This window comes from Streptomyces sp. NBC_01525, assembly GCF_045040405.1.
Lineage (GTDB): Bacteria > Actinomycetota > Actinomycetes > Streptomycetales > Streptomycetaceae > Streptomyces > Streptomyces benahoarensis.
Genome location: NZ_CP109397.1, coordinates 83778 through 108452, shown reverse-complemented (window position 1 = coordinate 108452; position 24675 = coordinate 83778). Strand labels below are relative to the sequence as shown.

Below are 24675 nucleotides of genomic sequence, written 5' to 3'. Positions count from 1 at the left end.
GCCCCGGATGCCGTAGGACCGTCGGACGGGCTCGTTCAGACGAGCAGGCCGCGGTGGTACAGCACCCGTTTCTCCACAGGCCGGAACACCATGGCCTCGACCAGCACGCCGATGGCGAGGATCAGCGCCACCGACGCCATCACCAGGGCGAAACTGTCCGCCTGCTTCCCGGTGTCGAGGATCCGCCCGACACCGGGAAGTGGCGTCGAGGTGATCAGCTCGGCGGTCATCAGGGCCCGCCACCCGAAGGTCCAGCCCTGGCGCAGCGTCGCGATCAGTCCGGGCAGCGCGGCCGGCACCAGCACATGGCGGAACGCCCGCAGACCAGTGGCGCCCATGGCCCGACCGGCACGCCGCAGCAGCACGGGAACCTGGTCGAGCGCGCCGACCACGCCCAGGGAGAGGGACGGCACGGCACCCAGCAGGACGACCGAGTACACCGACCGCTCCGACTCCCCGAACGCCACCACCGCCAGCGGAACGAGGGCCGCTGCGGGCAGCGACTGGAATGCCGCGAGGACCGGCGTGAGGACGGTCCGTACCGCGCCGTACCGGTACACCAGCAGGCCGAGCGGGACACCCAGCAGCACCGCAGCGGCGAATCCGGTCACGGCCCGGCCCAGACTCTGCCCGAGAGCCGGCAGCAGGATGCCGTCCCGTAGCAGCTTGGCCAGTTCGTCCAGGACCGCGACGGGTGACGGCAGCCTCGGGAACAGGCCCGAGAGGGCGGCCAGTTGCCACACCGACAGGACGAAGACGGCCGCGAGAACCGGAGCCGTCGCCCTCTTCACGGACCGGCGGAACAGGGTGGGCACGGCCGGAGCGGCCGGGGAATCCAGCACGTCCGCACCTGACGAGAAGTCCGGCGGGACGTCCTCCCCGCGGACGGGGCTGAGGTCAGTCACGGGCATGTCGGCAGACCTCCTCACGCAGGTCTCGGGAGATCTCCAGGGCCAGGCCGAGGAGGTTGGCGTCCTCGGCACGGCGCGGGTGAGGGATGCCGATCCGCCACTCGCGGGCGATCCGGCCCGGCCGGGAGGACAGCAGTACCACACGGGTACCCAGCCGCACCGCCTCCCGAATGTCGTGCGTGACGAAGACGACGCTCGGCCGCCGGCGCTCCCAGACGCCGATCAGTACCTCGTGCAGCACATCCCTGGTCAACGCGTCGAGTGCCGTGAACGGTTCGTCCATCAGGAGGAGGTCGCTGCCCTGGGCCAGGGCGCGAGCGAGGGCGACACGCTGCCGCATGCCGCCCGACAACGTGTGCACCCGCTTGCCGTAGGCGTCCCCGAGCCGTACGAGTCCGAGGAGCCGCGCGGCCTCGGCGCGGCGCTCGGCCCTGTCGGCCGTCCCGGCCAGTTGCAGTGCGAGTTCGACGTTGCGACCGGCCGTCAGCCAGGGAAAGAGCGCATGGTCCTGGAACATCAGGGCCGGGCGCCCGGCGCCCGAGGACACCTGGCCGGACGACGGCCGGTCCAGACCGGCCAGCAAGTTCAGGAGGGTGGATTTCCCGCAGCCGGACGCGCCCAGCAGGCAGAGGAACTCGCCCGGCGCCACTTCCAGGTCGATGCCGTCAAGGACGAGCGCATCGCCGAAGGTCTTCGTCGCACCGGTCAGCCGCACGGCCGCAGTGGTGGCGGGGGACATCGGCTCAGTGGGCCATGCCGGCGCTGAGCGTGGCGCCGTCGGCCGGAGCGATCAGGAGGAAGGCGCCGGTGGGACGCGACCGGGCGTACGAGTCGAGCGCCAGCGGCTCTGCGGTACGCACCCGGACCGTGCCGATGTCGTTGGCGACCAGCTCGCCCGGCGCAGGGTGCCGGGCGAGGTCGTCGAGGGCCAGCCGGGACGGGATGTCCTTGACGATCGCCTTGACGGTGCGGGTGGTGTGCTTGAGCAGCACCCGGTCACCGGGCCTCAGCGGGCGGTCATGGAGGTGGCAGACGGTCGCCTCGATGTCCTGGGTGAGGGTGGGCGCGGCGGCGACCGGGGCGATCAGGTCGCCGCGGGAGACGTCGAGGTCGTCGGCGAGACGCACGGTCACCGACTGCGGTGCCCAGGCCGACTCCGCGGGCTCGCCGAGGATGTCGATGGCCGCGATGACGCTGGTGCGGCCGGAGGGCAGCACGGTGACCTCGTCACTGACGCGCAGCATCCCGGCGGTCAGCCGCCCCGCGTAGCCGCGGTAGTCGGGGTGTTCGGGCGTCTGCGGCCGGATGACGTACTGGACCGGGAAGCGGGCCGGCGCATCGGTGGGCGCGGCGACGACCGGGACGGTCTCCAGGTGCTCCAGCACCGTCGGGCCGGCGTACCAGTCCATGGTGGCGGACGGCGTGACGACGTTGTCGCCGGCCAGGGCGGAGATCGGGATGGCGGTGACCTCCGGGACGCCCAGTGAGGCGGCGTAGGCGGTGAACTCCTCGGCGATGGCGGCGAAGACCGGCTCGGCGTAGTCGACCAGGTCCATCTTGTTGACGGCCAGGACGACGTGCGGGACGCGCAGCAGGGCGGCGACCGCGGCGTGCCGGCGGGTCTGCTCGACCACGCCGTTGCGGGCGTCGACGAGGACCACGGCCAGTTCGGCGGTGGAGGCTCCGGTGACCATGTTGCGGGTGTACTGCACATGGCCGGGGGTGTCGGCCAGGATGAACCGGCGCCGCGGGGTGGCGAAGTAGCGGTAGGCGACATCGATGGTGATGCCCTGCTCGCGCTCCGCGCGCAGCCCGTCGGTCAGCAACGCCAGGTCCGGGGCGTCCTGACCGCGGCCCAGCGACGCCCGCTCCACCGCCTCCAGCTGGTCGGTCAGGACCGACTTGGAGTCGTGCAGCAGCCGGCCCACCAGGGTGGACTTGCCGTCGTCGACGGAACCCGCGGTGGCGAACCGCAGCAGCGAGGTCGCGCTCGTTTCGAGGTCGGCGGTCGGCATGGCTAGAAGTACCCCTCACGTTTGCGGTCTTCCATGGCTGTCTCGGACAGCTTGTCGTCGGCGCGGGTGGCGCCGCGCTCGGTGCGCCGACTGACGGTGATCTCGCTGATGACGGACTCGACGGTGACCGCGTCGGAGTCGACGGCGCCGGTGCAGGACATGTCGCCGACGGTGCGGTAGCGCACCCGCCGCTTCTCGACTCGTTCGTCCTCCTTCGGGCCGCCCCACTCGCCCGGCGCAAGCCACATGCCGTTGCGGGCGAAGACCTCGCGCTCGTGCGCGTAGTAGATCGTGGGCAGCTCGATGTGCTCGCGGGCGATGTACTGCCAGACGTCCAGCTCGGTCCAGTTGGAGATGGGGAAGACCCGGACGTGTTCGCCGGGCGCGTGCCGGCCGTTGTAAAGGTCCCAGAGCTCGGGCCGCTGCCGGCGCGGGTTCCAGCCGCCGAACTCGTCACGCAGGCTGAAGATCCGCTCCTTGGCGCGGGCCTTCTCCTCATCGCGGCGGCCACCGCCGAAGACCGCGTCGAAGCCGTGTTTCTCGATGGCGTCGTTGAGCGGGACGGTCTGTAGCGGGTTGCGGGTGCCGTCCGGGCGCTCGCGAAGCTCGCCACGGTCGATGAAGTCCTGCACCGAGGCGACGTGCAGCCGCAGCCCGTGCGCGGTCACCAGTCGGTCCCGGTGAGCCAGCACCTCGGGGAAGTTGTGCCCGGTGTCCACGTGCAGCAGGGAGAAAGGCACCGGCGCGGGCGCGAACGCCTTCAGCGCCAGGTGCAGCATGACGATGGAGTCCTTGCCGCCGGAGAAGAGGATCACCGGCCGCTCGAACTCGCCCGCCACCTCGCGGAAGATGTGCACCGCCTCCGATTCCAGCGCGTCCAGGTGGCTGAGGACGCGTGCCTGGGTCACCGCGGTCATATCAGTCCCTCCGCCGCCAGCAGCGTCTGCACGGCGTGCGCCGACTGCCCTGGGGACTGCAACTGCGTATCGAGGTACAAGTCCGGTTCCTTGGGTGGCTCATAGGGGGCGTCGACCCCGGTCAGCCCGGTAAGCCGGCCGGACGCCTGCTTCGCGTAGAGGCCCTTCACATCGCGCTCGGCGCACACCTCCATCGGGGTGGCCACATGGACTTCCACGTACCGCGTGCCCGAGCCCTCGTGACGCGCGCGGACAGCAGCGCGGCTGTCCGCGTACGGGGCGATGACAGGAACCAGCACCATGACGCCGTTACGCGCGAGCAGCTCGGCCACCAGGCCGACCCGCTGGACGTTGGTGTCGCGGTCCGCACGGGAGAAACCCAGACCGGCCGAGAGGAAGGTGCGGATCTCGTCCCCGTCCAGGACCTCCACCCGGTGGCCGGCGGAGCGCAGTCGCTTCGCCAGCGTGCCGGCGATGGTGGTCTTTCCCGAGCTCGGCAGCCCGGTCAGCCAGACCGTCGCGCCGGGGTGATGGCGATTCATTTCGGTTCCTTCGAGTGCGGCGCCCATGTGCCCGGTTCGTTCGTTGCGTCCGCTCGGGGGCGCTCAGCCCCTCGCGCCGGGCACGGAGAGCCCCATCCGCTCCGCGAACGCTCCCTCGAAGGTGCGGCGGAACGTACCGGAGTCGTTGACGTGGGGGAATGCCTCGGCCGGGACCGGCACGTCCAGGAACTCGCACAGCGGCCCCCAGCCCTCGGTGACCCGGTGGACCAGCAGACGGTCGGCCGGGACGACACGCTGGACCTCTTCGTTGTGCCGGAGGAACGTCTCGATGGCTCGCTCCTCGTCGGCCTGGTCCAGCCGGCCGCCCTGCCCGTCGTCCATGATCCGCGGCAGCAGTTCATTGCCCATGAAGCCGGCGAACTCCATGGCCTCGGGGGAGAGACCGTTCGGCGGCAGCGTGGGGCCTTCGGTGTCCTCGCCGGTAGCGAAGATGGTCTTCTTGACGCTCGCGTACCAGCTTTCCGGGTCCCGTACCGTCAGAACGACCTTGGCCTCGGGAAAGGTCTCGACGAGCTCGCGCCAGAATGCGCAGCCGGGCCAGTCGACCGAGGACTTGTAACCGTCGAAAACGCGGTCCCATTCGACCTTGTCGGCGCTCAACGCATGGCGCCACCGAGGAAGGTGATCGGCATGTCGAATCACTTCGAGCATGTGATAACAGGGGCCGAATCCCAGCTTTTCCAAGGCCAGCTGGAGGGAATTGGTGCCGGTTCGGCCGAACCCCACACCAATGACGTTGAGCATGTCAGTTCCTTTCGCATGGAAAAATATCAACGACCGGCATGCGACGTGAGCGCGTCCAGGGCGTCCCAGAGTTCTTCAGCGGCTGACGGCCGGCAGATCGCCAGGTCGGGCAACGAGGGATCGGGCTGGTTGTAACGGGGCGCCGACCCGTCCAGTCGCCGCACCCGCAGGCCGTGGGCCAGCGCCACGGCAACGGGGGCGGCTGAGTCCCATTCGTACTGACCGCCCGCATGCACATAGGCGGAGCCGGTGCCGCTCAGTACCGCCATGGCTTTGGCCCCCGCGGACCCCATGGGCTGGATCCGGGCGCTCAGCCGCTCGGCGAGGTCGCCGACCAGCGCAGGCGGGCGGCTCCGGCTCGCCAGGAGCGTCAGTTGTTCGGGATCGGGGCAAGGGGGAGCGGTCTGCCAGGTCGAGAACGTCTGACCGGCCGCGGGCAGGGCCACTGCGCCGGCGGCCAGCGAGCCCTCGATCCACAACGCGACGTGCACCGCCCAGTCGGTACGCCCCGCTTCGCCGAACTCACGGCTGCCGTCCAGCGGATCGATGATCCATACGCGCCGTGCGTCCAGCCGGGACCGGTCGTCCGCGGATTCCTCCGAAAGAACCGCGTCGCCGGGCCGATCCGCCGCGAGCCGGGCGAGCAGGAATTCATCGGATCGGCGGTCGCCCTCCGCGCTCGGATTCGTGTGACCGGGTTCCGATCGCAGAGCGAGCAGCAAAGCGCCGGCGGTCTCCGCGAGCCGGTGTGCCAACTGATGGTCTGCGGGGTCCTGCGTCGGAATGTAGACCGGGGCCCTGTCATCGGTCGGGCTCATGCCCGATGGCGGGACCGCATCGGCTTGCGAAGTGGACAACAGGATCTCCTGGGCGCAAGTGACGACTCCGTGGCGGAACGGTCGTTTCGACCAGATCTCGCTGATCAGGAAAGTAGCCAAACGACCTATTGTTTGGTTATCAAACAGTTTCAGGGAACCCGAACTCGCCGTTATTCACGAATAACGGCGAATGAAGCTTTCTGTAGTTCTTCTCGGTACGGCGAACACTCCTCAAGGCGTTCGGCCGCCTGCGAGCGGCACGAGCGCTCGCAGGCGGCCGGTCGGTGACAGCTGGTCTCACCTCTTGTGCAAACTCGCCGGTGCCCGCTGTCCGGGCACCGAAATACGGTGCCCCGGCCCGCTCTGTACGACGGGCTCGGAGTCCAGCGCGTCCAGCTCCAGCAGAGCCCGTTCCTGCCAGGGCGGGGAGCCTACGCTGGTGAAGATCTGCTGGGCGGCGAGCAGATGTGTCCGCGAAGCCGAGTACCGGCCCTGCCGGCGGCAGGATTCCCCGAGAGCCAGGTTGATCTGGCCCTCCACCAGCGGACTGTCGATCCGTCGGCTGATCTCCAGCGCCTCGTTCAGCACGGCATCGGCCTGCTGCGGGGCATTGGCGGCCAGGCTGGTCTCACCGACGCCGAGCAGGGCATAGGCGAGTCCGACCTGGTCGGACTTCTCCTTGACGATCCGTACGACCTCCAGGAAGGTCTCCTCCGCCAGCACCAGCTGCCCCTGCGCAAGATAGGCACGGGCCAGCCGATGAGATCCCTGCGCGAGGCCCCGTTCCCCGCCCGCACCGATCGACTGCGAGATGCGGATGGACTCCAGGGCGAGCCGGACCGCGGAGTCCGGCTGGCCGCGGTCGAGCGCGATCTGCGCCATGTTGTTCAGCGCATGGGCCTCCGAAGAATGGTCACCCACGGTACGGAACGTGGCCCGAGCCGTTTCCAGGCCTGTCATCGCGCTGTCCAGGTCACCCCGGATCCGGTCGGTTATCGCGATGTTCCGCCGGGTCAGCGCCTGGCCGTGTTCGTCGTCGGTCGCCTCGTAGAGCCGCAGCGCGTCGTGGAAGCGGTCGGCTGCCATGTCGATCCTGCGCAACCGCAGTTCGACCGCGCCCAAGTCGTGCAGCATGGCTGCCTGGCCGCGTGTGTTGCCGGCCTCGCGGGCGGCGGCCAGGGCGCGTTCGCAGCAGACCCGCCAGTTCTCGACGTAGTTGCGGGTCTCGAAGAGCGTCACCATGGACGCGGTCAGGTCCCAGGCAAGGTCGTCCATGCCCGCGCGAGCCGCCTGCTCGATCACCGCGAGGAGGTTGAGCCGCTCGGCCTCGAACCAGTCCAACGACACGGCGAGGAGATCGTCCAGGAACGCGGGATCGACCGTACGGCGCGGTACATCGCTGTGGATGACGGTGAAATCCCCGCCGTAATCCCGCCGGTGCGCCTCCTCGGTGATGGTCAGGAAGGTGCGGAAGACGCGGTCCAGGGCCGCCCGGTGTTCGTCGCACGGCGTTTCGTCATGAGCGCGCTCACGTGCGTAGAGACGCAGCAGATTCTGGAAGCGATAGCGCAGGCAGCCGGTCGCGTCGGTGCCGAGCGCCACGAGGAGCTGGGCATCGACGAGGTACTCGATGAGCCCTTCCGCGTCGAGTACGTCGGTGTCCAGCAGCGCCGCGCCGACCCAGGCAGTGAAGTCCGGGATGTCCAGGAGGCCGAGGAGACGGTAGAGGCGGGCTGCGTCGTCGGGCAGGTGCCGGTAGCTGAGCTCGAAGCTGACCCGTACCTGCGATTCGCCTTGGCTGAGTTCGTCCAGCCGCCGCCGTTCGTCGTCCAGCCGGTTGGCCAGATGCCGTACGGTCCAGTGCGGTTTGGAGGCGAGCCGGGCGGCTGCGATCCGCAGCGCCAGTGGCAGCTTGTCGCAGAGCTCGACCAGGCGCGCGGATTCGGCCGGCGCGGCGGAGATCCTGGCCGTGCCGACGATCTTCCCGAGCAGTTCCATCGCATCAGGGCCGGGGAGCGGGCCCAAGTGCACCCGGGCCTCCGCGGGCCAGGCCACCAGCCCTTCCAGCTGTTCACGGCTGGTGACGAGCACGCAGCTCTCACCGGCGCTCGGCAGCAGCGGCTGCATCTGTGCATACGTCCGCACGTTGTCCAGGACCAGCAACACGCGCCGGTCGGCGAGTATGTTGCGATAGAGGAAGCAGCGTTCCTCCAGCTCGGTGGGGATCTGCTGGCTCGACACACCGAGCGAGCGCAGAAAACGGCTCAGGACATCGCTGATGGGCAGCGTGTCGCCGCTCTCGTAACCCTGCAGATCCGCGAAGAGGCGTCCGTCCGGGAACTGGTCGCCGACGCGGTGGGCCCAGTGGAGGGCCAACCCCGTCTTGCCGACGCCGGCTGCCCCGGTGATCAGGCTCACGCTGACCGCCTGCCGTGTGCCCTCGCCCGCCACGAGGGTGCTCAGCGCGGCGAGTTCGTGCACCCTCCCGACGAATCCAGGGATGTCGGGCGGCAGGCTGGAGTGGACGGCCGTTGTCCGGGGTTGGTGTTTCGGGGCGACGAAGGAGATACGGGCGGCCGGGGTCAGCGCGGGATCGTCCCGCAGAATTGCATCGTGCAATTCCTGTAGATCCGGGCCCGGTTCCAGGCCGAGCTCCTCGACGAGCTGGCGGCGTGCGTCGCGGAAGGTCGCCATGGCATCGGCGCGGCGGCCGGAACGGTATTCCGCAAGCATGAGGTGGTAGCGCGTGCGCTCCCGCAGCGGTTGTTCGCGCACCACTGCGGCTAACTCCGGAATGGTCGCCTGGTGATTCCCGAGTTCCAACTGGACGGCTGTGTGGTCGTCGTAGGCATTGAGCCGCAGCTCCTCCAGCCGGCGTGCCTCCTCCTCGACCAGTTGGCCGGTCACTCCGTCAAGAGCGGGCCCCCGCCACAGATCCAGTGCGGACTGGTAGAACTGCGCAGCTTCATCGAGCCGCTGCTCTTTTGCGGCCTGTTGCGCCGCGCCTACCAGCTTGGTGAATTCCACCGAATCCACTTCGTGTCCTTCGGTGTTGAGCAAGTAACCGGGGTGGGCCGTGATGACGATGTCCTCGGCAACACCTTCAGCTTTGAACTTCTTGCGCAGGGCGGCTATGCAGATTGCCACCTGAGTGCGTGCAGTTGTTGGCGGCCTGCCATTCCAGACCACCTCGACCAACGTGTCCATCGGGACGATTCGGCCGGGGTTGAGGATCAAGAGTGAAAGGATCGTGCGCTGCCGCGCGCCGCCAACTGTCGTACTTCTTCCCCCTACGATCATGGACAGCGGGCCAAGGATCTTGAAGCTCAGCCGTTCTCTCATCATTCCTCCCCATCACTACGTCCCCCGAGGGGTGGTTATGGACCGAACAGTAGCCAGCAGCGAGAGGGTCGGATGTAGCGCGCATCAGAATCGTGACGAGTCGGGTACCCGTGCTCACCGAGAGGTGGGTTTCCGTAACGCTTGGTAGGGGTGAGGTTGAAGGGTGGGATGTCACGCAGGGGGCGGCCGGAACCACTGTCCGCGGGGGCGCTGCCTGCTGACTGTCTGTAAGGGGAGTGTGCGACGGGAGGGGCGCGCTGCCTCTCCTCCAGCCTCTGACGTCGCGCGCAGGGAACGTGCTTGCGGCACGGGGTGATCAGTTCCGGCCGTGGTAAGGTCACGCGAGTGGGGGAGCAAAAGAGTGCGGGGAAGAGGGCATCACCGCGCCTGGGCGAAGTCCAATACCGCCGTGCAATTCATCTCCTGGAATCGCTGTGGGTGATTCTCCGGGTTCTTTGTGACTTATCGAGAGGCCCCCGGCCCGATTTGCGCTCCCCACGAAAGCGACTGTGGCGCTGGCTCGCCGTTTCCGCTGCCGGGGTCGTTGCGGCGGCGCTCGCGGTGTCCGCCGGCAATCTGATGGCAGAGCGACTGCGATTACCTCTCGCCTTGTGCGCCACCCTCGCATGCGCGCAAACCCTCCCGATGGCGCTTTCTCTCGTTCGCCCCGTTGCCGCCTGGTGGCTTTCACTGGCGGCCACGATCGCCTACGCATGGACCGGTGCTTCGCTTGCCGGGCACAACACGGCGGGATTGCCCTGGCCCTGGACGGGGGCTGCACTGCTCGTCCATCTCGCCGTCACCCTCATCAACGCCTGGCAGTTCCCGCTACGGGCAGCAGCCGCGCAATGGGCGCTCAGCGTGCTCACCGGCCTTGCCCTCCAGACGTGGGCGACACCCCCGGGTGCGAACCACAACCTGCAGCTGTACGGAGCGGCTTCGGTGATCGGCCTGGCGCTGCTGACCGTCGTCCGGTCGAATGTGCGGGCCCGGCGGCAGCTGCGCAGGCAGGAAAGCCTGACCGCGCTCGAACGTTCCCGCCGAGCAGTCCTGGAAGAACGGGCGCGTATCGCGCGGGAACTTCACGATGTCGTTGCCCATCACATGTCGGTGGTGGCCGTTCGGGCGGAGGCGGCTCCGTACCGGGTGGCGGATCCGCCCCAGGAGCTCAGCGAGTGTTTCACCGAGATCCGGGAGAACGCGCTGGCAGCCCTGGCCGAGATGCGACATCTACTGGGCACGCTCAGGTCGGACGAGCAGGACCCGGACAGCCGCTACGTGCCGCAGCCCGGCCTGGACAACTTCGAGGAACTCCTGGAAAACGTCCGCTCGGCAGGACTGGAAATCGCTGCCGAGATCCGCGGTGTACGACGTGAACTGCCCAAGCGGGTCGAGCTGTCCGCCTTCCGGATAACCCAGGAGGCGCTGAGCAATGCGCTGCGGCATTCCCCGGGTTCCCAGGTCGAAGTCACCTTGACATATGGCCGGTCGGAGATCGAGGTGCACGTATCCAACGGTCCGCCGGCCGGTCCGGTGGAGCCCCGGCCGGGGTCCGGTCATGGCGTGCTGGGAATGCGGGAGCGGGTTTCCCTGCTCGGCGGTACTTTCCGGGCGACACATCGAGGGGACGGGGGGTACGAAGTGACAGCAGCGTTGCCCTTGCGTTCCGGTGGGAGCGAGGAAAGTTGACGATTCGTGTAGTGATCGCGGACGACCAGACGATGATCCGCGAAAGCTTCGCCATTCTCCTCAACGCGCAGCCGGACATCGACGTTGTCGGCGAGGCGGACAACGGTGAGGAGGGAGTCCGCCTGGTTCACGAATTGGACCCGGACATCGTCCTCATGGATATCAGGATGCCGCGGCTCAACGGCCTCCAGGCCACTCAGCAGATCACGGCGGGCGGCAGCGTCGCCAAGATCCTCGTACTGACCACGTTCGACCTGGACGAGTACGTGTACGAAGCGTTGCGCGCCGGCGCGAGTGGTTTCCTGCTCAAGACTTCCTCCGCGCACCAACTGGCCAACGCCATACGTACGGTGCACGAGGGCGGCGGGCTCATCGAACCGACCATCACCAAGCGGCTGATGGAGGAGTTCGCCCGGTTGCCCATCCCGCGCAGACCGCGGCAGGAGAACGTCGGCGACCTGACGCTCCGTGAGACCGAGGTGCTGTGCCTTATCGCGCGGGGACTGTCCAACGCCGAGCTCGCGAAGGAGCTGGTCATCGCCGAGCAGACCGCGAAGACGCACGTGGGCCGCATCCTGGTGAAGCTCGGCCTGCGGGACCGTACGCAGGCGGCGATATTCGCCTATGAAGCCGGCCTCGTCGTCGCAGGTGAGTGAGCGTGCCCGGAGGGCCCGCGCGCGTCGACGCGCTCTGCGCCGGGGACATCTGTCCGGGCTTCTCTGCCTTGAGGCCGACGCCCATGCCCCCCTTGGGTATGGGTGAGTTCCCCACTGTCATACCTGAGAGCTAGCTGCCAAGTGAGCTCTCTGGTGTGATCCCTTCCCGTGTCGGTGAAACCTAGCCTTCCTCTCAGTTCTTCGAACGACGAGGAAGGAAAAGAAGCTGTGCGAGCTGCCCGTCTCAGACGTGGATTGCTGATCTCCGCCGCTGCTGGCTGCCTTGTGTTCTCGGTCACCGCAGCAGCTCATTCCCACGCCACGCAGACTCCCGTAGCGCCCCGGCTACCCGCGCTCTCGGCGGACACACTGGAGGACCGTTACGCAGCGAACCGCCACTACATGGCCGAGGCGGAGCGGGCGGCACGGGACGTGGGGGACGGCGCTCGGGCGGACCGGCTGGGCGAACTGCGCTCCGTAGAGCGCAACTTCCTTTCCTTCTCGCCCGTTGGTGACGGCCAAGCCGTGGAGGTACTGGGAGATCTGGCCCATGCGGACCGGATAGCCGTGGTGGTTCCGGGCTCCGACACCACTATCGACACGTTCGACATGCTCGGCTCGCGTTACGGCTCGCTGGCCGGTGGCGCCCGCGGCCTCTATGCCGAGGCCAAGAAGCTGGACCCGAAGTCACGGGTTGCCGTAGTGGCCTGGTACGGCTACCGAGCGCCCCGGACCCAGAGCGTCGAAGTCCTCACCAAAGGCCGTGCGGAGGAGGGAGGGCAGCGGCTGGAAGGGCTGATCAGGCAGTTGCGGCAGGTGAACGCCGCGGCCCGGACCACCCTGCTCTGCCACTCCTACGGTTCCGTGGTGTGCGGAAGCGCCATGGGCACGATGGACCCCGGGACGGCGTCGGCGCTGTCGGACATCGTGGTCTTCGGCAGCCCCGGCATGGGGGTGCGTTCACGGTCCGAACTCGGCACCCACGTCCCGTTCTGGGCGGGCCGCGGCACCCGCGACTGGATCGCAGACGTGCCGCACGCCAGCGTGAGCGTCTTCGGCGTATCGGTCGGCTTCGGCGGCGACCCGACATCCACCCCTTTCGGCGCCAAGGTCCTTCCCGCGGGCTCCGCCCAGCACAGCGACTACCTGAAGCCCGGTGGCATCGCCGTACGGAACATCGCGCTGATCACGCTGGGCCGGGGAGCGGAGGTGTCCCGTGGCTGACCTCCGTATTCCTCCCGAGGAACAGACCGCCCGAGCCGGTGCGCCCGGTGCCCAGGCACTGACGGGCCGGCCGTGCGCGGGCCGTCGGCCATGGACTGCCAGGCTGCACGCGACGGTGCTGCGGATCGACGCGATGACCCCCGTCGGCCGAGACCGCGCCGTCGACGTGCTGCGTTCGCTGGCCACCCTGGGTGTGGTCCTCGGCCACTGGTTGGTCAGTGCCGTGGTGCTCCAGGCCGGCGGCCATCTGGCCAGCGACAGCCCCTTATCGCACATGCCCGGCCTCGCCCCGCTGTCGTGGGTGCTGCAACCGCTCGCGATCTTCTTCTTCGTCGGGGGCCGCGTCGGGTCTCACAGTTACGGCTCGGCCAGGGCGAATGGCATGGGGTACGGCACCTGGCTCGCCCAGCGGCTGCGCAGGCTGCTGCGCCCGACGCTCGCACTCGCCCTCACATGGGCGCTGGCGCTGGTCGGCCTGGCCACCGCGGGCATGGCGCCCGAGACGATGCACACCCTGACGCGGCTCTCCTTCTCGCCGTTGTGGTTCCTCGCGGTGTACGCGGCGTTGACCGCCCTGACACCGCTCGTCCAGAAGTGGGGAATCCGGGTAGCTGTGACGGCGGGCATGGTCGTGGCCGCCACGGACGGTGCCCGATTCATCTTCGGCGACACCGGCTGGGTCGAATCGCTCCGTGACATCAACATCATCGCGGGGTGGCTGGTGCCGTACTGCCTGGGCACGGCCTGGGTGTCGGGGGCGTTCACCCGCCGCCGGTCCGCCATCACGATGCTCGTCGGCGGCGCTGTGGCCACGGCCGCCCTGATGCTGGGGGGCGGCTACCCCGTGAGCATGGTGGGCGTCCCCGGTGACAGCATGTCGAACCTCAACCCGCCCACGCTGGCTGCGGTGACATTCGGGCTGGCCCAGTGCGGTGGAGCTCTGCTGCTGCGCCGACCCTTGCGCCGCCTGGTCGGGCAGCCGGTAGCGGACAAGTCCCACTCCGCTTACCGGACATCACCCCGGGCGACGCCCCGCCAGTTCCTCTGGGCGGCGGTTGCGCTGCTCAACCTCTCGACCATCACAGTCTTCCTGTGGCACCAGACGGCGATGCTCGTCACCACCGTTGTCTCTCTCGCACTCGGTCAGCGGTACTTCGCACTGCACACGAGCCCGGACACCCCGTTGTGGGTCGTTGCCCGCCTGGCCTGGACACCGGCGTTCGCGGCCGTGCTGGTCCTTTTGTGGGCGGCCTTCCGTGACTGGGACAGCGAAACCCTTAAGGGAGGCCAGCGTTGACCTTACTCGCAAAAGCGGACGAATGTGCGCCTCGGTGCCCCGCTTATTCGTGGAGTACGGGATCCACGCCTCTTTTCGAAGTCGAGACGATAAGAGGGTGATGGCATACTCTCATAATGTTTCTGCTGTAAGTTACGCTGGGCTCTTTAGTTACTCCACGGGGGGAATCACCGACCATGCAACGCAGGCTTGACAGAGCTGTCCGTACCTCCTCCGTGCCGCGGGTCGGAATGGCGGTTATTGCCATCGCCTCCTCGGCTGTCCAGCGGGGCGATGAAACGCATGGGGGTAGCTGTCGTGCGTCCTGTACGCAGGGCGCAGGGGCGACCTCCGCCTTCCTCAACGAAGACTGGGCCTGATCTCTCGCCGTTCCCTGCGTGCCCCGTAAGGCGAGTCCGTAAAAGACGTGGAAACTTATGCCATCGGACAACTGAATTCCATCCACGAGTGGACGTACAGCCGGGTTTCTCTCGGTTCATGACGCGCGCCAAGGATACGGTCGGCAATGTCCAGCCGCGCCTCAAGGGTGTTGTGTGGAACCCGCACGGGTTGGGGTGCAACGGGCACCATCCTCTGGGACCGATTGTTGATCCGGTCGGGTCCGTGACATGTCGTAGCGCAGTTCCTCGCACGCGGGCCAGGCCATTTCTCGTATCGCGCGGTCACGGCCCACTGTCTTTTGAGGCACTTCCGGTCGAGGCGAGGCAGGCGGATTTTCTGCAAGGTTGGGTGTCACTGAGGTTGAATTCTGCGGGCGACCGTGGAGATGCTTCGCGCCCGGGTCGCTGCCGGCGGCCGGGTGGGGGATTCTGGAGAGGTAAAGGGCGAGTCGTAGGGGAAGCTGTGAGGTGCCTGATGAGCACTCTCGAAGAGCACATCGACGTCGACGCTCCGCTCGAAACGGCCTGGGACTGCCTTCACCGCCCGGAGACCTATCCGCGGTTCCTGAACGGTGTACGGGATGCCCGGCCGGAGGGGGAGCGACGCACGCACCTGGACGTTGACACGGGAGGCCGGGCGCAGGGGTTCGAGGTCGAGATCGTCGACCGGGAGATGGAGAACGTGATGACGTGGCGGACGACGAGCGGTCCCGACCTGGCAGGGACCTTCTCGCTGCTGCCGATCGACCGGGCGCACACCCGGCTCCAGGCCCGGTTCGAGTACGACCCCGACACGATCAAGGAGACCTTCGGCGGGCCTCGGGGGTTTGCGCAGGCGACCGCGATCGAGCGCGGAGTACGGAGCGACCTTCAGCAGTTCAAGGAGCTGGCGGAGGCAGAGGGCAAGGGCCGGTAGACGGACAGCACTGTCCCCTCAAGGTCCGTCGCCGCGGACATCGGTTGAATAGCTCGCGGCGGCGTGGCTTGTGCAGGGCGCCTCCGGCTCGTACAGCGCGAGCAGGTGGTCGTCCCCACCGTCACCGCGCCGAGCCCACCAGCATGGGGTGGGCCGCGTCGAAGGCCCGGCCCACCGGCTTGTCCAGGAGACCGTCGGTGAGCATCCGTTCCGCGCCACCGCAGCTCTCCTCCCCGTGCCGGAAGACGAACTCCACGGTGCCCGCCACTTCTTCGCGCACCTCGCCGGCCAGGGCCGTGGACGCGCCCAGCAGCATCGCGGTGTGCGCGTCGTGGCCGCAGGCGTGGGCGGCCCCGGGGTCTTGCTGGCGGACTCCAAGCCGGTCTCCTCGGTCACCGGCAGCGTGTCGGTGTCGGCCCGTAACAGAACGGTGGGGCCAGGCCGGTTGCCGCGCAGCGTCGCGGTCACTGAACTGTGCGTACGGCCTTGGTCCATCCAGGTCCAGCCCGCCGGGGGCCTGGGGTGCTCCGGTCCGGACTCCGGGAGACCGGTGACGTGGCCTGGCACGGCACCACGGATGAATCCTTGCGGGAGGTACTCCGCCGCCTGACGGGCGGATATCCGGCCCGGCTCACCGGGGGCCGGGCCCTTGAAGTCCGCGTAGCGGCGCTCGTCCGCCCCTGCCCCGTCGCCAGGGGCGGACACCGGTGCACGCCCGGGTTACGGGCGCGGGCCGATGGGTGCGAGCACGCCGAAGTGACGCTCGATCACCTCGGCGGCCCCCAGGCACCGGTCCTCGCGGTACACCTGGCCGATGAGCTGGACGCCCTGCGGCATGCCGTCCGCGAATCCGGTGGGCACGCTCACCGCGGGCACGCCGACGAGGGAGGTCACGGTGCACAGGGCTCCCGCCAGCATCATCCGGGCGTGGCTCTCGGTGTCGGTGTCGTCGGGGAGCAGGTCGGCCCCGGGGACGGGCTGGGGACAGGTGGCTCCGAGGAGCAGCGGGTGGGTGTCCAGGAGCTTGGCCCAGTCACGCTGGATGGAGAGCCGGACGCCGGTCTGCCGGAGGAACTCGGCGAGGTCGGTGTGCGGGGTGCGCTCCATGAACAGGTCGAGGTGCTGGGCGCCCTTCTCGCTGAGCAGTCGCCTGATGCGGGGCCACTTCACGCCGAACGCGGTCATGATGAGCTTGCCGTAGCACTCCAGGGCCTCCGCCGGCCGGGGGAGCTGCACCTCCTCGACGGTGTAGCCCGCCTGTTGCAGTGCGGTGGCTGCCTCGTCGAGGGCTGCACGGATCTGGGGGTGAATGCCGGCTCCGGGCTCGCGGGTCCGAGGAGATCGCCAGGTCGGGCATGGTGGCGTGGCCGATCGGGATCGCTCCCGCGTCACGGAGCCAGCGCACCGGCGGGGAGTCTGCCTCGGCCACCTGATCGCGGAACTTCCGCACGCCGTGCGTGGTCGCCCACCCCGCCACATGGATGTGCTCCTTGGCGGTGAAGGGCACTCCGGCCAGCGGGCCGAGCCGCTCCCCTGCCGCGCGGCGCCGGTCGGTTGCGCGCGCGGCTTCGCGGGCGCTGTCCGCCATGAGCTGGGTGACGGCGTTGACGGCCGGATTCACCGCCGCGATGCGCTCCAGATGGCTTTCCACCACCTCGGCCGCCAAGGCCTCACCACGGGCGACGGCCGAGCCCAGTTCGGTCGCGTTCAGCTTCCGCAGTTCCGTGTTCTTCGCGTCGCCGGGCCGCTCGCTCCCCGCACGGCCCGTCGTTCGGCACCGGGTAGGACCGTGGGGCCACGGACCGGTACCAGAACCGCCCCTCGTTGTCGGTGGTCAGCAGGGCACGCATGGCCAGCTGACCATGCAGTTTGTCCTGCATCTGCACGTCGTAGGAGCCCTCCCCGTCGCTGTGCCAGGTGTCCACCCCGGCACCGGCCACGGGGGCGCCGTCCGAATCGAGTACCCGGCCGTTGAAGAACATCGGAGTCCCCGTGACCTCACCGGAGATGTCCGATCCGTTCTCTGCCGTCGGCCGGCCCTCGACGTAGAAGGGGCCCAGCAGCGTCGAATCCGTCGCCGACCCGCTGCCCGGATGGTGAACCAGGTCCAGCAGAACGCTCAGGCCCAGAATGTCGGACAGCAGGACGAACTCCTGCCGAGTCGGAGTGCAGGTCTTGCCCACACGCTCAAGGAAATCCATCGCCTTGAACCACTCGTCACCGGTCAGCCGCACCTCCCGTGTGAAGTCATGCAGGTGCTGCACCAGGCGGATGAACAGCTCCTTGACGCGCTCATCCTCCGTGCCTTCGAACGCCTTCTGCACCGCCTCGGTGACCGAGGCCGCCGTCAGATCGATGGGCATCGCATTTCTCCCGTCGGTTCGGGTCACACCGCGCCGGATCATCTTGCGGCGCCTGTGAATCTCGTCAAACGACCCGACACGACACGTACGGGAGGTTTCCCCTGTAGCGAGCGTCGACCTCCGTCGACTGGCGTAGGCCGCCGGGAAGGGAGCCTGGGGCTTGTAGGCGCCAGGGAGGTGCGAAGAGCCGGGGGCTGGAGGAAGGGGGAAGCAGCGGGCTGGGTCGTGCCATGGCCCAGCGGCTCGCGCCCCGCCGCGTCAACGCGCGCCTGGTGACGACGGCGGAGGTCGCGGGCGCCACCGAGTTCCCGCTCCGTCACACCGGCATCAACGCCGTGGATCTGTTCGTGGACTGCCGGTCGCGCGTGACCTGACGGCCGTCATGAGGTGGGGAAGAGGGGCCAGCCCGACATCAGGCCACCGTCGAGTGTGAGCGTCTGGCCGGTGAGGTAGCCGGCCTTGCCGGAGCCCAGGTACTGCACGGCCGCCGCGATCTCTTCGGGGGCGCCCGGACGGCCCATCGGCAGTACGGAGTTGACGGCATCGCGTACGGCGTCGCTGCCGGTGGTGCGCTCGTACATCGCGGTCCGTGTGTAGCCGGGGGCCACCGCGTTGACGCGAATGCCGTGCTTGGCGCCCTCCAGGGCCGCGGCCTTGGTGATGCCGACGACGGCATGTTTGCTGCCCACGTACAGGGCGTAGTCGGGGTAGCCCATCAGGCCGTAGATGGAGCTGACGTTGATGATGCTGCCTCCGCCGTCCTGTGCCTGCATGGCTCGGAACTCGTGCTTCAGGCTGAGGAGGGTGCCCTTGACGTTGGTGTCGAAGGTGCCCTCGTACGCCTCGTCGGTCACCTCGGTGACCGGGGTGAGTCTGCCCTCGGTACCGGCGTTGTTGAAGGCGACATCGAGGCGTCCGAAGTGTTCCACCGCGCGGTCGACCAGGTGGCGGACCTCGGCGTCATGGCGCACGTCCGCCATCACGAACAGGGTCCGGCCGCCGTTGCTCCGGAGTTCCTTGGCGAGTGCATCGCCTTCGTCCTGGTGGCGACCGCTGACCACCACGTCCGCGCCGTCGCGGGCGTAGGCGAGGGCGGTTGCGCGACCGATCCCGGTGAGCGCGCCGGTGATGAGAACGACGGGAGCAGGCATGACGTGGTCCTTCGGTAGGGCCCCGTGGGGGTGAGGGCCGACGGCGTTGAGGTGCTCACACTCAGCTCTTCATCCGGGAAGGCAGGGAGTGTGGGTGCTGGCCGCCACCGTGTCGGAGCGGCCGTCCGGCCAGGACCCGAGCGCGCATGCCTTCGGCGATGACGCCGGCCGACTCCCGGGCGTCATCGACGATGTGGTCGAGTTGAAGGTGCAGGTACCGGAAGTTGTGGCCGGCCACGCTCCCATGAGCCTGTTTTCCCTGGAGGTGCAGTTCGACGAGATCCACCACGATCTGTTGCCACGCTCGGGCCAACTGCGGCGAGGCCGTGAAGGAGGCGGCATCGGTCTGCGAACGGCGAGAACCCCAGGGAAAACGCCCATGCTTGTCTCCTTGTGAAAGCACCGCACGGCAGGCCCCTGGGACAGAAGCCCGTTCTCCTACGCGATCAAGCCTACGGAGGTCCCTCTCTGCCGCCACCGCACCTGATCCGCTCGGGCGGACATCCGAGATCATCGAGGGGTGCGCCGGGTCGGCGACGCGGGCTGGTGCCTGGCGCGCCGACAGTCCGTGCAGCTCGATCGGAGGCGAGCTCGCCTGTGCGGCCCCGCAGCAACGTGTCGTCACCACAGGCCCAGGCCCCCTGTCCGCCTCCGGCCTCGTCCCGCCTGTGACCGGAGCACGCGTTCAGCCTCAGGCCGCCGCATGGGGAACCGGGACCATATGGTCGGTGAACCAGTCACGGGCCAGATCGGTGACCTTCTCCAGGGCACCGGGTTCCTCGAAGAGGTGGGTGGCGCCGGGGACGACCGCGAGCCGGTTCTCGCAGCGCAACCGAGCTTGTGCCTCGCGATTGAGGTCGAGCACCAGTTGGTCGTGGCCCCCGACGATCAGCAGCGTGGGCGCCGTCACCGCCGGCAGCCGTGGCCCGGCCAGGTCGGGCCTGCCGCCCCGCGAGACGACCGCGGCGATCCGCGCACCCGGCTCGGCGGCCGCCCACAACGCGGCTGCCGCGCCGGTGCTGGCGCCGAAGTACCCGACAGCGAGCCCTTCGGTCTCCGGCTGTCCGCGCAACCAGCCGGTGGCGTCCGCCAGACGCCGGGCCAGCAATCCGGTGTCGAACACGTTGGCCCGGTCGCTCTCCTCCTCCTCGGTGAGCAGGTCGAACAGCAGGGTGCCCAGCCCGGCCCGATTCAGTCCGGCGGCCACGAACCGGTTGCGCGGGCTGTGCCGACTGCTGCCACTGCCGTGCGCGAACACCACGACCCCGCTCGCGCCCTCGGGCACCGTCAACTGCCCACGCAGCACCACCGCACCAGCCCGCACGTCCACCCCCCGATCCTCGGGCACGGCGTGACGCGACGCAGTCCGGCGGCTGCTCACCGTGCGTGCGGCCGACTCTTCCAGACAGGCGACAACCTCATCGTCGTCGACCTGGGAGAAGTCGTTGGTGTAGAACTGCCCGACCGCAAAGAAGTTCCGCGGGGTGTGCAGACATATCAGCTCGTCGGCCTCCCCACCGAGCCGTGCGGTCAAGCCGTGAGGTGCCACGGGGACGGCGAGCACGATCCGTGCAGCCCCGCGGGCGCGGGCGATCCGGCAGGCCGCGCGCGCCGTGGACCCCGTGGCCACCCCGTCATCGACCACCAGCACCGTACGGCCCTCCAGCCCGATCGGTTCCCGCCCGCCCCGGTACCGCTGGGCACGGCTCTCCAGTACCTCCCCCTCACGGGCCTCGACCTGAGCCAGCTCATCCGGCGTGATGTGCGCCGCGCGGATCACGTCATCGTTGATCACGCGTACGCCGCCCTCGCCGATCGCTCCCATTCCCAGCTCCGGCTGGAGGGGCACGCCCAGCTTCCGCACCAGGCAGACATCCAGTGGTACGCCCAGCGCATCGGCGACCTCTGCGGCAACCGGAACCCCTCCGCGGGGCAGGCCGAGCACCACCACCTCAGCCCCCTTGAGGTGCGCCAGCCGGGCGGCCAGCTGCCGGCCGGCGTCACGACGATCCATGAAGAACACGATCCGACCTCCTCGTCCCGGAGGAACGCGTGGGCGACGTGTGCGCCCCGTACCTCCATCCTCGCCCCTTCGCTGATGCTTGTGACACAGGCGAGCACGCGTGAGGCCGTGCTCGACGGGACCTGTCCGGGGTCCGATGGAGGTGCACCCGGATCGATCCTCCGGCGACCGGATCGGGGCAGACGGCCTGGCTGCCCGCCGCGGCCCGTCCGACGGTGCCACGGTCACAGACCGCCGCGCCGCCCGGAGGCGGTGTTCGTCAGCCATGTCACCGCGCGGCTGACGTCCGAGAGCGAGACGATTCCGACGAGCCTGCCATGATCCACGACCAGGACCCGGTGTTCGGCGCCCGGTTCCATGCGCGGCAGCAGATCCGCGAGCGGCGCGTCCGGCTCCACGACGGTGGTCTGCGACAGCGGCACCATCACCTCGCTCACCGTCACGGCATGGGCCTCGGTCTGTGGCACCTTTCTGGCGCTGTCGAGGGTCGCCAGCCCGACCGGGGCCCCGTCGTCGGTCACCGGGAACGCCGAATGCCGGAAGCGGTAGCGCGAACTGGTGAGGAAGCCGGCGACCGTGGTGTCGGCAGAAACCGTGAGAGGCTCGGGCGTCATGGCGTCCCGCACCGGGATACCGGCGAGCACGCCGCGCATCTGGGCCTGCCGTCCCTCGGCGGTGGCGGCCGCGATGAGGAACCAGCCGATCAGTGTCAGCCATAGACCGCCGAACGCGCCGGTCCTCATGAACGCGATCAGCCCGAGCACCACGAGCAGCCACCCGAAGACCCGCCCCGCCGCAGTCGCGCCGGCTGTCGCCCGCAGCCGGTCTCCCGTGCGCCACCACAGGAACGCGCGCAGCAGCCTGCCTCCGTCGAGAGGGGCGGCAGGCAGCGCGTTGAAGGCCGCGAGCAGCACATTGATGCCTGCCAGCCACGCCACCATCTCCACCACGATCCCGGACACGGACGCCAGGTCGAGCAGCCAGGCCCCGAGTGTGAACAGCCCTCCCAGAAGGAGGCTGACGAGCGGGCCGACGCCGGCGATCCTCAGCTCCGCCCCGGGGCTGGACGCCTCGCCCTTGAGCCGGGCCGCTCCGCCCAGCAGCCACAGGACGATGTCGTCCACCTCGATCCCGTTGTGCCGGGCCACGACGGCGTGCGCCAGCTCATGTGCGAGGAGGGAAGCGAAGAAGACCACGGCGGTGCACAGGCCGGCGGCCCAGTACACCGCCCAGGCACGCCCTGGATACGTCTCCGGAAGGCGGCCCTGTGACAGGCCGAGCGCGATGATGCCGAAGATGAGCAGGACGCTCCAGTGCACGCCGACCCGGACCCCGGCGATCCGTCCCAGAACGAACGTCGCCCGCACCGCTCTCTCCCCTGCTCAAGCCGTCACCTGGCACACAGCCGTCCCGCGCTGACCACCGCCCCACCTCGTACCGTCGGGACGAGGTGAGCGCACAGGTCCCGATCCCCATGGCCGTGCCGCGGGGCGGCGCGGAGGGCCACCGGCACCTGCGGGGACGACCTCCGGGGCACGGCCTCGATCCGGCCGGCTCATCGTGAGTGATACGCGGTGTGCGCACCACACCCTCGCGGATCGGGTGCACGCCTCAGACGTCGCCGCGCGGATCCTCCTGACTTCCAGTACACCCTCGGGCCCACGGCTTCGCGCGCTGGAACTGGCATGTCGAACAGGTCGGTTCCTAGACTGTGATACGTGGTCCGGACCAATGTGGAGGTCGAGGCGCTCCTTCAGGAGTACGCGGACCTCATCGCCATCACCGGAGGCGACGCGTTCAAAGCGCGGGCCTACGAAAAGGCCGCCCACGCGATCGGCGGTTACCCCGCCGATGTCTCCCACCTCGATGCCGCGGGCCTGAGGGAAATCCCGGGCGTGGGCAGGTCGATCGCCGAGAAGGTCATCGAGTATTTCCGCACCGGCAATGTCACGGTGGTGGAGGAGACGCGGGCACAGATTCCCGAAGGGGTACGGCAGCTCATCACCATCCCCACGCTCGGCCCCAAGAAGGCGATGGCACTCTACGAGGATCTGCACATCTCCTCGGTCGGCGCGCTGGCCGACGCCATCAAGGCGGAGAAACTGCGCGACCTGAAGGGCTTCGGGGAGAAGACCGAGGAGAACATCCTGCACGGCATCGCCCTCATGCAGCAGGCAGGAGAGCGGATCCTGCTGAGCACGGCCATGGAGCCCGCCGAGGACATCGTCACGGAACTCTCCCGGATCACCGGCTGCGAAAACTGCGCATACGCCGGATCGCTGCGCCGCATGAAGGAAACCATCGGCGACATCGACATCCTCGTCGCCGCCGAACGGTCAGCATCCTTCATGGACGCGCTCGCCGAACTGTCCTCCACCGCCGAGGTCATCGCACACGGCCGGAAGAAGACCTCGATCCGCACCACGAAGGGCCTCCAGGTCGACCTGCGCGTGGTGCGACCGGACTCGTGGGGCGCCGGCCTGCAGTACTTCACCGGCTCGAAGGCCCACAACATCCGCACCCGCACGATCGCCGTCCACCTGGGACTGAAGCTCTCCGAGTACGGCCTGTTCGAAACCGACGGCGGAAAGCGGGTCGCCTCCCAGTCCGAGGGCGAGGTGTATGACAGGCTCGGCCTGCCCTGGATCCCACCCACACTGCGCGAGGACCGAGGGGAGATCGAGGCCGGCCTGCGCGGCGAGCTGCCCGACGTGGTGACCGCACAGGACATCCGCGGTGACCTGCACACCCACACCGACCTCACCGACGGCCTCGCCCCGCTGGAGGAGATGGTGGCCGCGGCCGCCGAGCGCGGATACGCGTACTACGCGATCACCGACCACGCGCCGAACCTGTACATGCAGCGCATGACCGACGAGAAGATCCTCGCCCAGCGCGCACATGTGCGGTCACTGGACGGCCGGCGCCGCCGGATGCGGCTGCTGCACGGCACCGAGCTCAACATCGGCCCGGACGGGGAAGTGGACTGGCCCGGCGAGTTCCTCCAAGGCTTCGACATCTGCGTGGCCTCGGTGCACTCCCACTTCCACCTCAGCCGGGAGGCGATGACCCGGCGGATCGTACGTGCTTGCGAGAACCCCCACATCAACGTCATCGGCCACCCGACCACCCGTCTGATCGGCAAGCGCCAGGGCATCGACGCCGACCTCGACGAGGTGTTCGCCGCCTGCGCCCGCACAGGCACTGCGCTGGAGATCAACGCCCAGCCCGACCGCCTCGACCTGGGCGACGAGGACATCCTCCGGGCCAGGAGCCACGGAGCGAAGTTCGCCATCGACACCGATGCCCACTCGATTCCGCAGCTCACGTACCTCCGCTACGGAATCGGCATGGCACAACGCGGATGGCTCACCCCGGAAGAGGTGATCAACACGTGGCCACTGCGGCGGCTGCGCCGATTCCTGCGCAAAGACCGGGCGGACTGATACACCCATGCGTCCCCACAGGCATCGCACAGGGGAGGACCACTCCGAGGAGGCGAGCACCCTGAGCCGCGCCGCGTTGCGCCGCACCGGGTCGACACGCTGGGCGTGGGTGGCGGAAGCAACCAGTGAGGCGATGACGGTGGTGCCCATGGTCGGGCGCTCAGTGCCGGGAGGGTGGCTCGCCACTCCGCTCCCGGAGGCGTCGCCTCGGTACACAACG

General features: G+C 68.8%; 22 protein-coding genes and 1 pseudogene. 8 read left to right on the top strand and 15 right to left on the bottom strand.

What is annotated here, in order from left to right; translation table 11 throughout:
• Positions 1 to 35 precede the first annotated feature (35 nt).
• The 8 genes from OG422_RS00435 to OG422_RS00400 form a co-directional block, all read right to left on the bottom strand.
• A complete protein-coding gene (locus OG422_RS00435; RefSeq protein WP_405738319.1) occupies positions 36 to 911 on the bottom strand; it encodes an ABC transporter permease in 876 nt (291 codons plus the stop codon).
• A complete protein-coding gene (locus OG422_RS00430) occupies positions 898 to 1650 on the bottom strand; it encodes an ABC transporter ATP-binding protein (protein ID WP_405738316.1) in 753 nt (250 codons plus the stop codon). The genes OG422_RS00435 and OG422_RS00430 overlap by 14 nt, the downstream gene beginning before the upstream one ends.
• Before the next feature lie 4 nt (positions 1651 to 1654).
• The gene (locus tag OG422_RS00425; RefSeq protein WP_405738313.1) at positions 1655 to 2926 is read right to left on the bottom strand and encodes a sulfate adenylyltransferase subunit 1; all 1272 of its coding nucleotides are present in this window, start codon (positions 2924 to 2926) and stop codon (positions 1655 to 1657) included.
• A gap of 2 nt (positions 2927 to 2928) precedes the next feature.
• Positions 2929 to 3843, bottom strand: coding sequence for a sulfate adenylyltransferase subunit CysD (gene cysD / locus OG422_RS00420; protein WP_143940536.1), 915 nt, complete (start codon positions 3841 to 3843; stop codon positions 2929 to 2931).
• On the bottom strand, positions 3840 to 4385 hold the full coding sequence (gene cysC, locus OG422_RS00415) for an adenylyl-sulfate kinase (protein ID WP_405738310.1): 546 nt from the start codon (positions 4383 to 4385) through the stop codon (positions 3840 to 3842). Before cysC ends, cysD begins: the two co-directional genes overlap by 4 nt.
• A gap of 63 nt (positions 4386 to 4448) precedes the next feature.
• Positions 4449 to 5150, bottom strand: coding sequence for a sulfotransferase family protein (locus OG422_RS00410; protein WP_405738307.1), 702 nt, complete (start codon positions 5148 to 5150; stop codon positions 4449 to 4451).
• Between the two features lie 26 nt (positions 5151 to 5176).
• Positions 5177 to 6088, bottom strand: a complete 912-nt coding sequence (locus tag OG422_RS00405; RefSeq protein ID WP_405738304.1) for a 3'(2'),5'-bisphosphate nucleotidase CysQ — start codon at positions 6086 to 6088, stop codon at positions 5177 to 5179.
• Between the two features lie 177 nt (positions 6089 to 6265).
• Positions 6266 to 9268: a BTAD domain-containing putative transcriptional regulator gene (locus OG422_RS00400; RefSeq protein WP_405747586.1), complete on the bottom strand. Its 3003-nt coding sequence runs from the start codon at positions 9266 to 9268 to the stop codon at positions 6266 to 6268.
• Between the two features lie 687 nt (positions 9269 to 9955).
• On the opposite strand from OG422_RS00400, the gene OG422_RS00395 reads away from it, so the two are divergent.
• The 5 genes from OG422_RS00395 (at position 9956) to OG422_RS00375 (ending at position 15472) form a co-directional block, all read left to right on the top strand.
• Positions 9956 to 10999, top strand: coding sequence for a sensor histidine kinase (locus OG422_RS00395; RefSeq protein WP_405738301.1), 1044 nt, complete (start codon positions 9956 to 9958; stop codon positions 10997 to 10999).
• A complete protein-coding gene (locus OG422_RS00390; protein WP_143940540.1) occupies positions 10996 to 11655 on the top strand; it encodes a response regulator transcription factor in 660 nt (219 codons plus the stop codon). The genes OG422_RS00395 and OG422_RS00390 overlap by 4 nt, the downstream gene beginning before the upstream one ends.
• A gap of 402 nt (positions 11656 to 12057) precedes the next feature.
• Positions 12058 to 12879, top strand: a complete 822-nt coding sequence (locus tag OG422_RS00385) for an alpha/beta hydrolase (protein WP_405738297.1) — start codon at positions 12058 to 12060, stop codon at positions 12877 to 12879.
• On the top strand, positions 12872 to 14176 hold the full coding sequence (locus OG422_RS00380) for an acyltransferase (protein WP_405738294.1): 1305 nt from the start codon (positions 12872 to 12874) through the stop codon (positions 14174 to 14176). The genes OG422_RS00385 and OG422_RS00380 overlap by 8 nt, the downstream gene beginning before the upstream one ends.
• 855 nt (positions 14177 to 15031) lie before the next feature.
• Positions 15032 to 15472, top strand: coding sequence for an SRPBCC family protein (locus OG422_RS00375; RefSeq protein WP_405738291.1), 441 nt, complete (start codon positions 15032 to 15034; stop codon positions 15470 to 15472).
• A gap of 121 nt (positions 15473 to 15593) precedes the next feature.
• Here the strand turns inward: OG422_RS00375 and OG422_RS00370 are convergent, their stop codons facing one another.
• The 4 genes and pseudogenes from OG422_RS00370 to OG422_RS00355 all read right to left on the bottom strand — a co-directional run bounded on the left by OG422_RS00370 (position 15594) and on the right by OG422_RS00355 (position 17835).
• Complete coding sequence (locus OG422_RS00370) at positions 15594 to 15788, bottom strand: hypothetical protein (protein ID WP_251076504.1); 195 nt, start codon at positions 15786 to 15788, stop codon at positions 15594 to 15596.
• Positions 15789 to 16192: 404 nt separating this feature from the next.
• Positions 16193 to 16951, bottom strand: coding sequence for an amidase family protein (locus tag OG422_RS00365; RefSeq protein WP_405738288.1), 759 nt, complete (start codon positions 16949 to 16951; stop codon positions 16193 to 16195).
• Positions 16860 to 17093, bottom strand: a pseudogene (locus OG422_RS00360) (amidase family protein); the annotation flags it as partial. The gene OG422_RS00365 and the pseudogene OG422_RS00360, both read right to left, overlap by 92 nt.
• A gap of 49 nt (positions 17094 to 17142) precedes the next feature.
• Positions 17143 to 17835 carry a dioxygenase gene (locus OG422_RS00355; RefSeq protein ID WP_405738285.1) on the bottom strand — a complete coding sequence of 231 codons (693 nt, stop codon included), beginning with the start codon at positions 17833 to 17835 and terminating at the stop codon, positions 17143 to 17145.
• 230 nt (positions 17836 to 18065) lie between these two features.
• Between OG422_RS00355 and OG422_RS00350 the strand changes: the two genes are divergently transcribed.
• Positions 18066 to 18209: a hypothetical protein gene (locus OG422_RS00350; protein WP_185993834.1), complete on the top strand. Its 144-nt coding sequence runs from the start codon at positions 18066 to 18068 to the stop codon at positions 18207 to 18209.
• Positions 18210 to 18215: 6 nt separating this feature from the next.
• On the opposite strand, the gene OG422_RS00345 is transcribed toward OG422_RS00350, so the two are convergent.
• Complete coding sequence (locus OG422_RS00345) at positions 18216 to 18986, bottom strand: SDR family NAD(P)-dependent oxidoreductase (RefSeq protein WP_405738282.1); 771 nt, start codon at positions 18984 to 18986, stop codon at positions 18216 to 18218.
• A 94-nt stretch (positions 18987 to 19080) separates the two neighbouring features.
• Between OG422_RS00345 and OG422_RS00340 the strand changes: the two genes are divergently transcribed.
• Complete coding sequence (locus tag OG422_RS00340) at positions 19081 to 19383, top strand: hypothetical protein (protein WP_405738279.1); 303 nt, start codon at positions 19081 to 19083, stop codon at positions 19381 to 19383.
• Positions 19384 to 19677: 294 nt separating this feature from the next.
• On the opposite strand, the gene OG422_RS00335 is transcribed toward OG422_RS00340, so the two are convergent.
• Together OG422_RS00335 and OG422_RS00330 are read right to left on the bottom strand one after the other, a co-directional pair.
• Complete coding sequence (locus OG422_RS00335) at positions 19678 to 21009, bottom strand: phosphoribosyltransferase family protein (protein WP_405738276.1); 1332 nt, start codon at positions 21007 to 21009, stop codon at positions 19678 to 19680.
• A gap of 224 nt (positions 21010 to 21233) precedes the next feature.
• Positions 21234 to 22376, bottom strand: a complete 1143-nt coding sequence (locus OG422_RS00330; RefSeq protein ID WP_405738273.1) for a site-2 protease family protein — start codon at positions 22374 to 22376, stop codon at positions 21234 to 21236.
• Positions 22377 to 22727: 351 nt separating this feature from the next.
• On the opposite strand from OG422_RS00330, the gene polX reads away from it, so the two are divergent.
• Positions 22728 to 24455, top strand: coding sequence for a DNA polymerase/3'-5' exonuclease PolX (polX, locus tag OG422_RS00325; RefSeq protein WP_405738270.1), 1728 nt, complete (start codon positions 22728 to 22730; stop codon positions 24453 to 24455).
• Positions 24456 to 24675 lie beyond the last annotated feature (220 nt).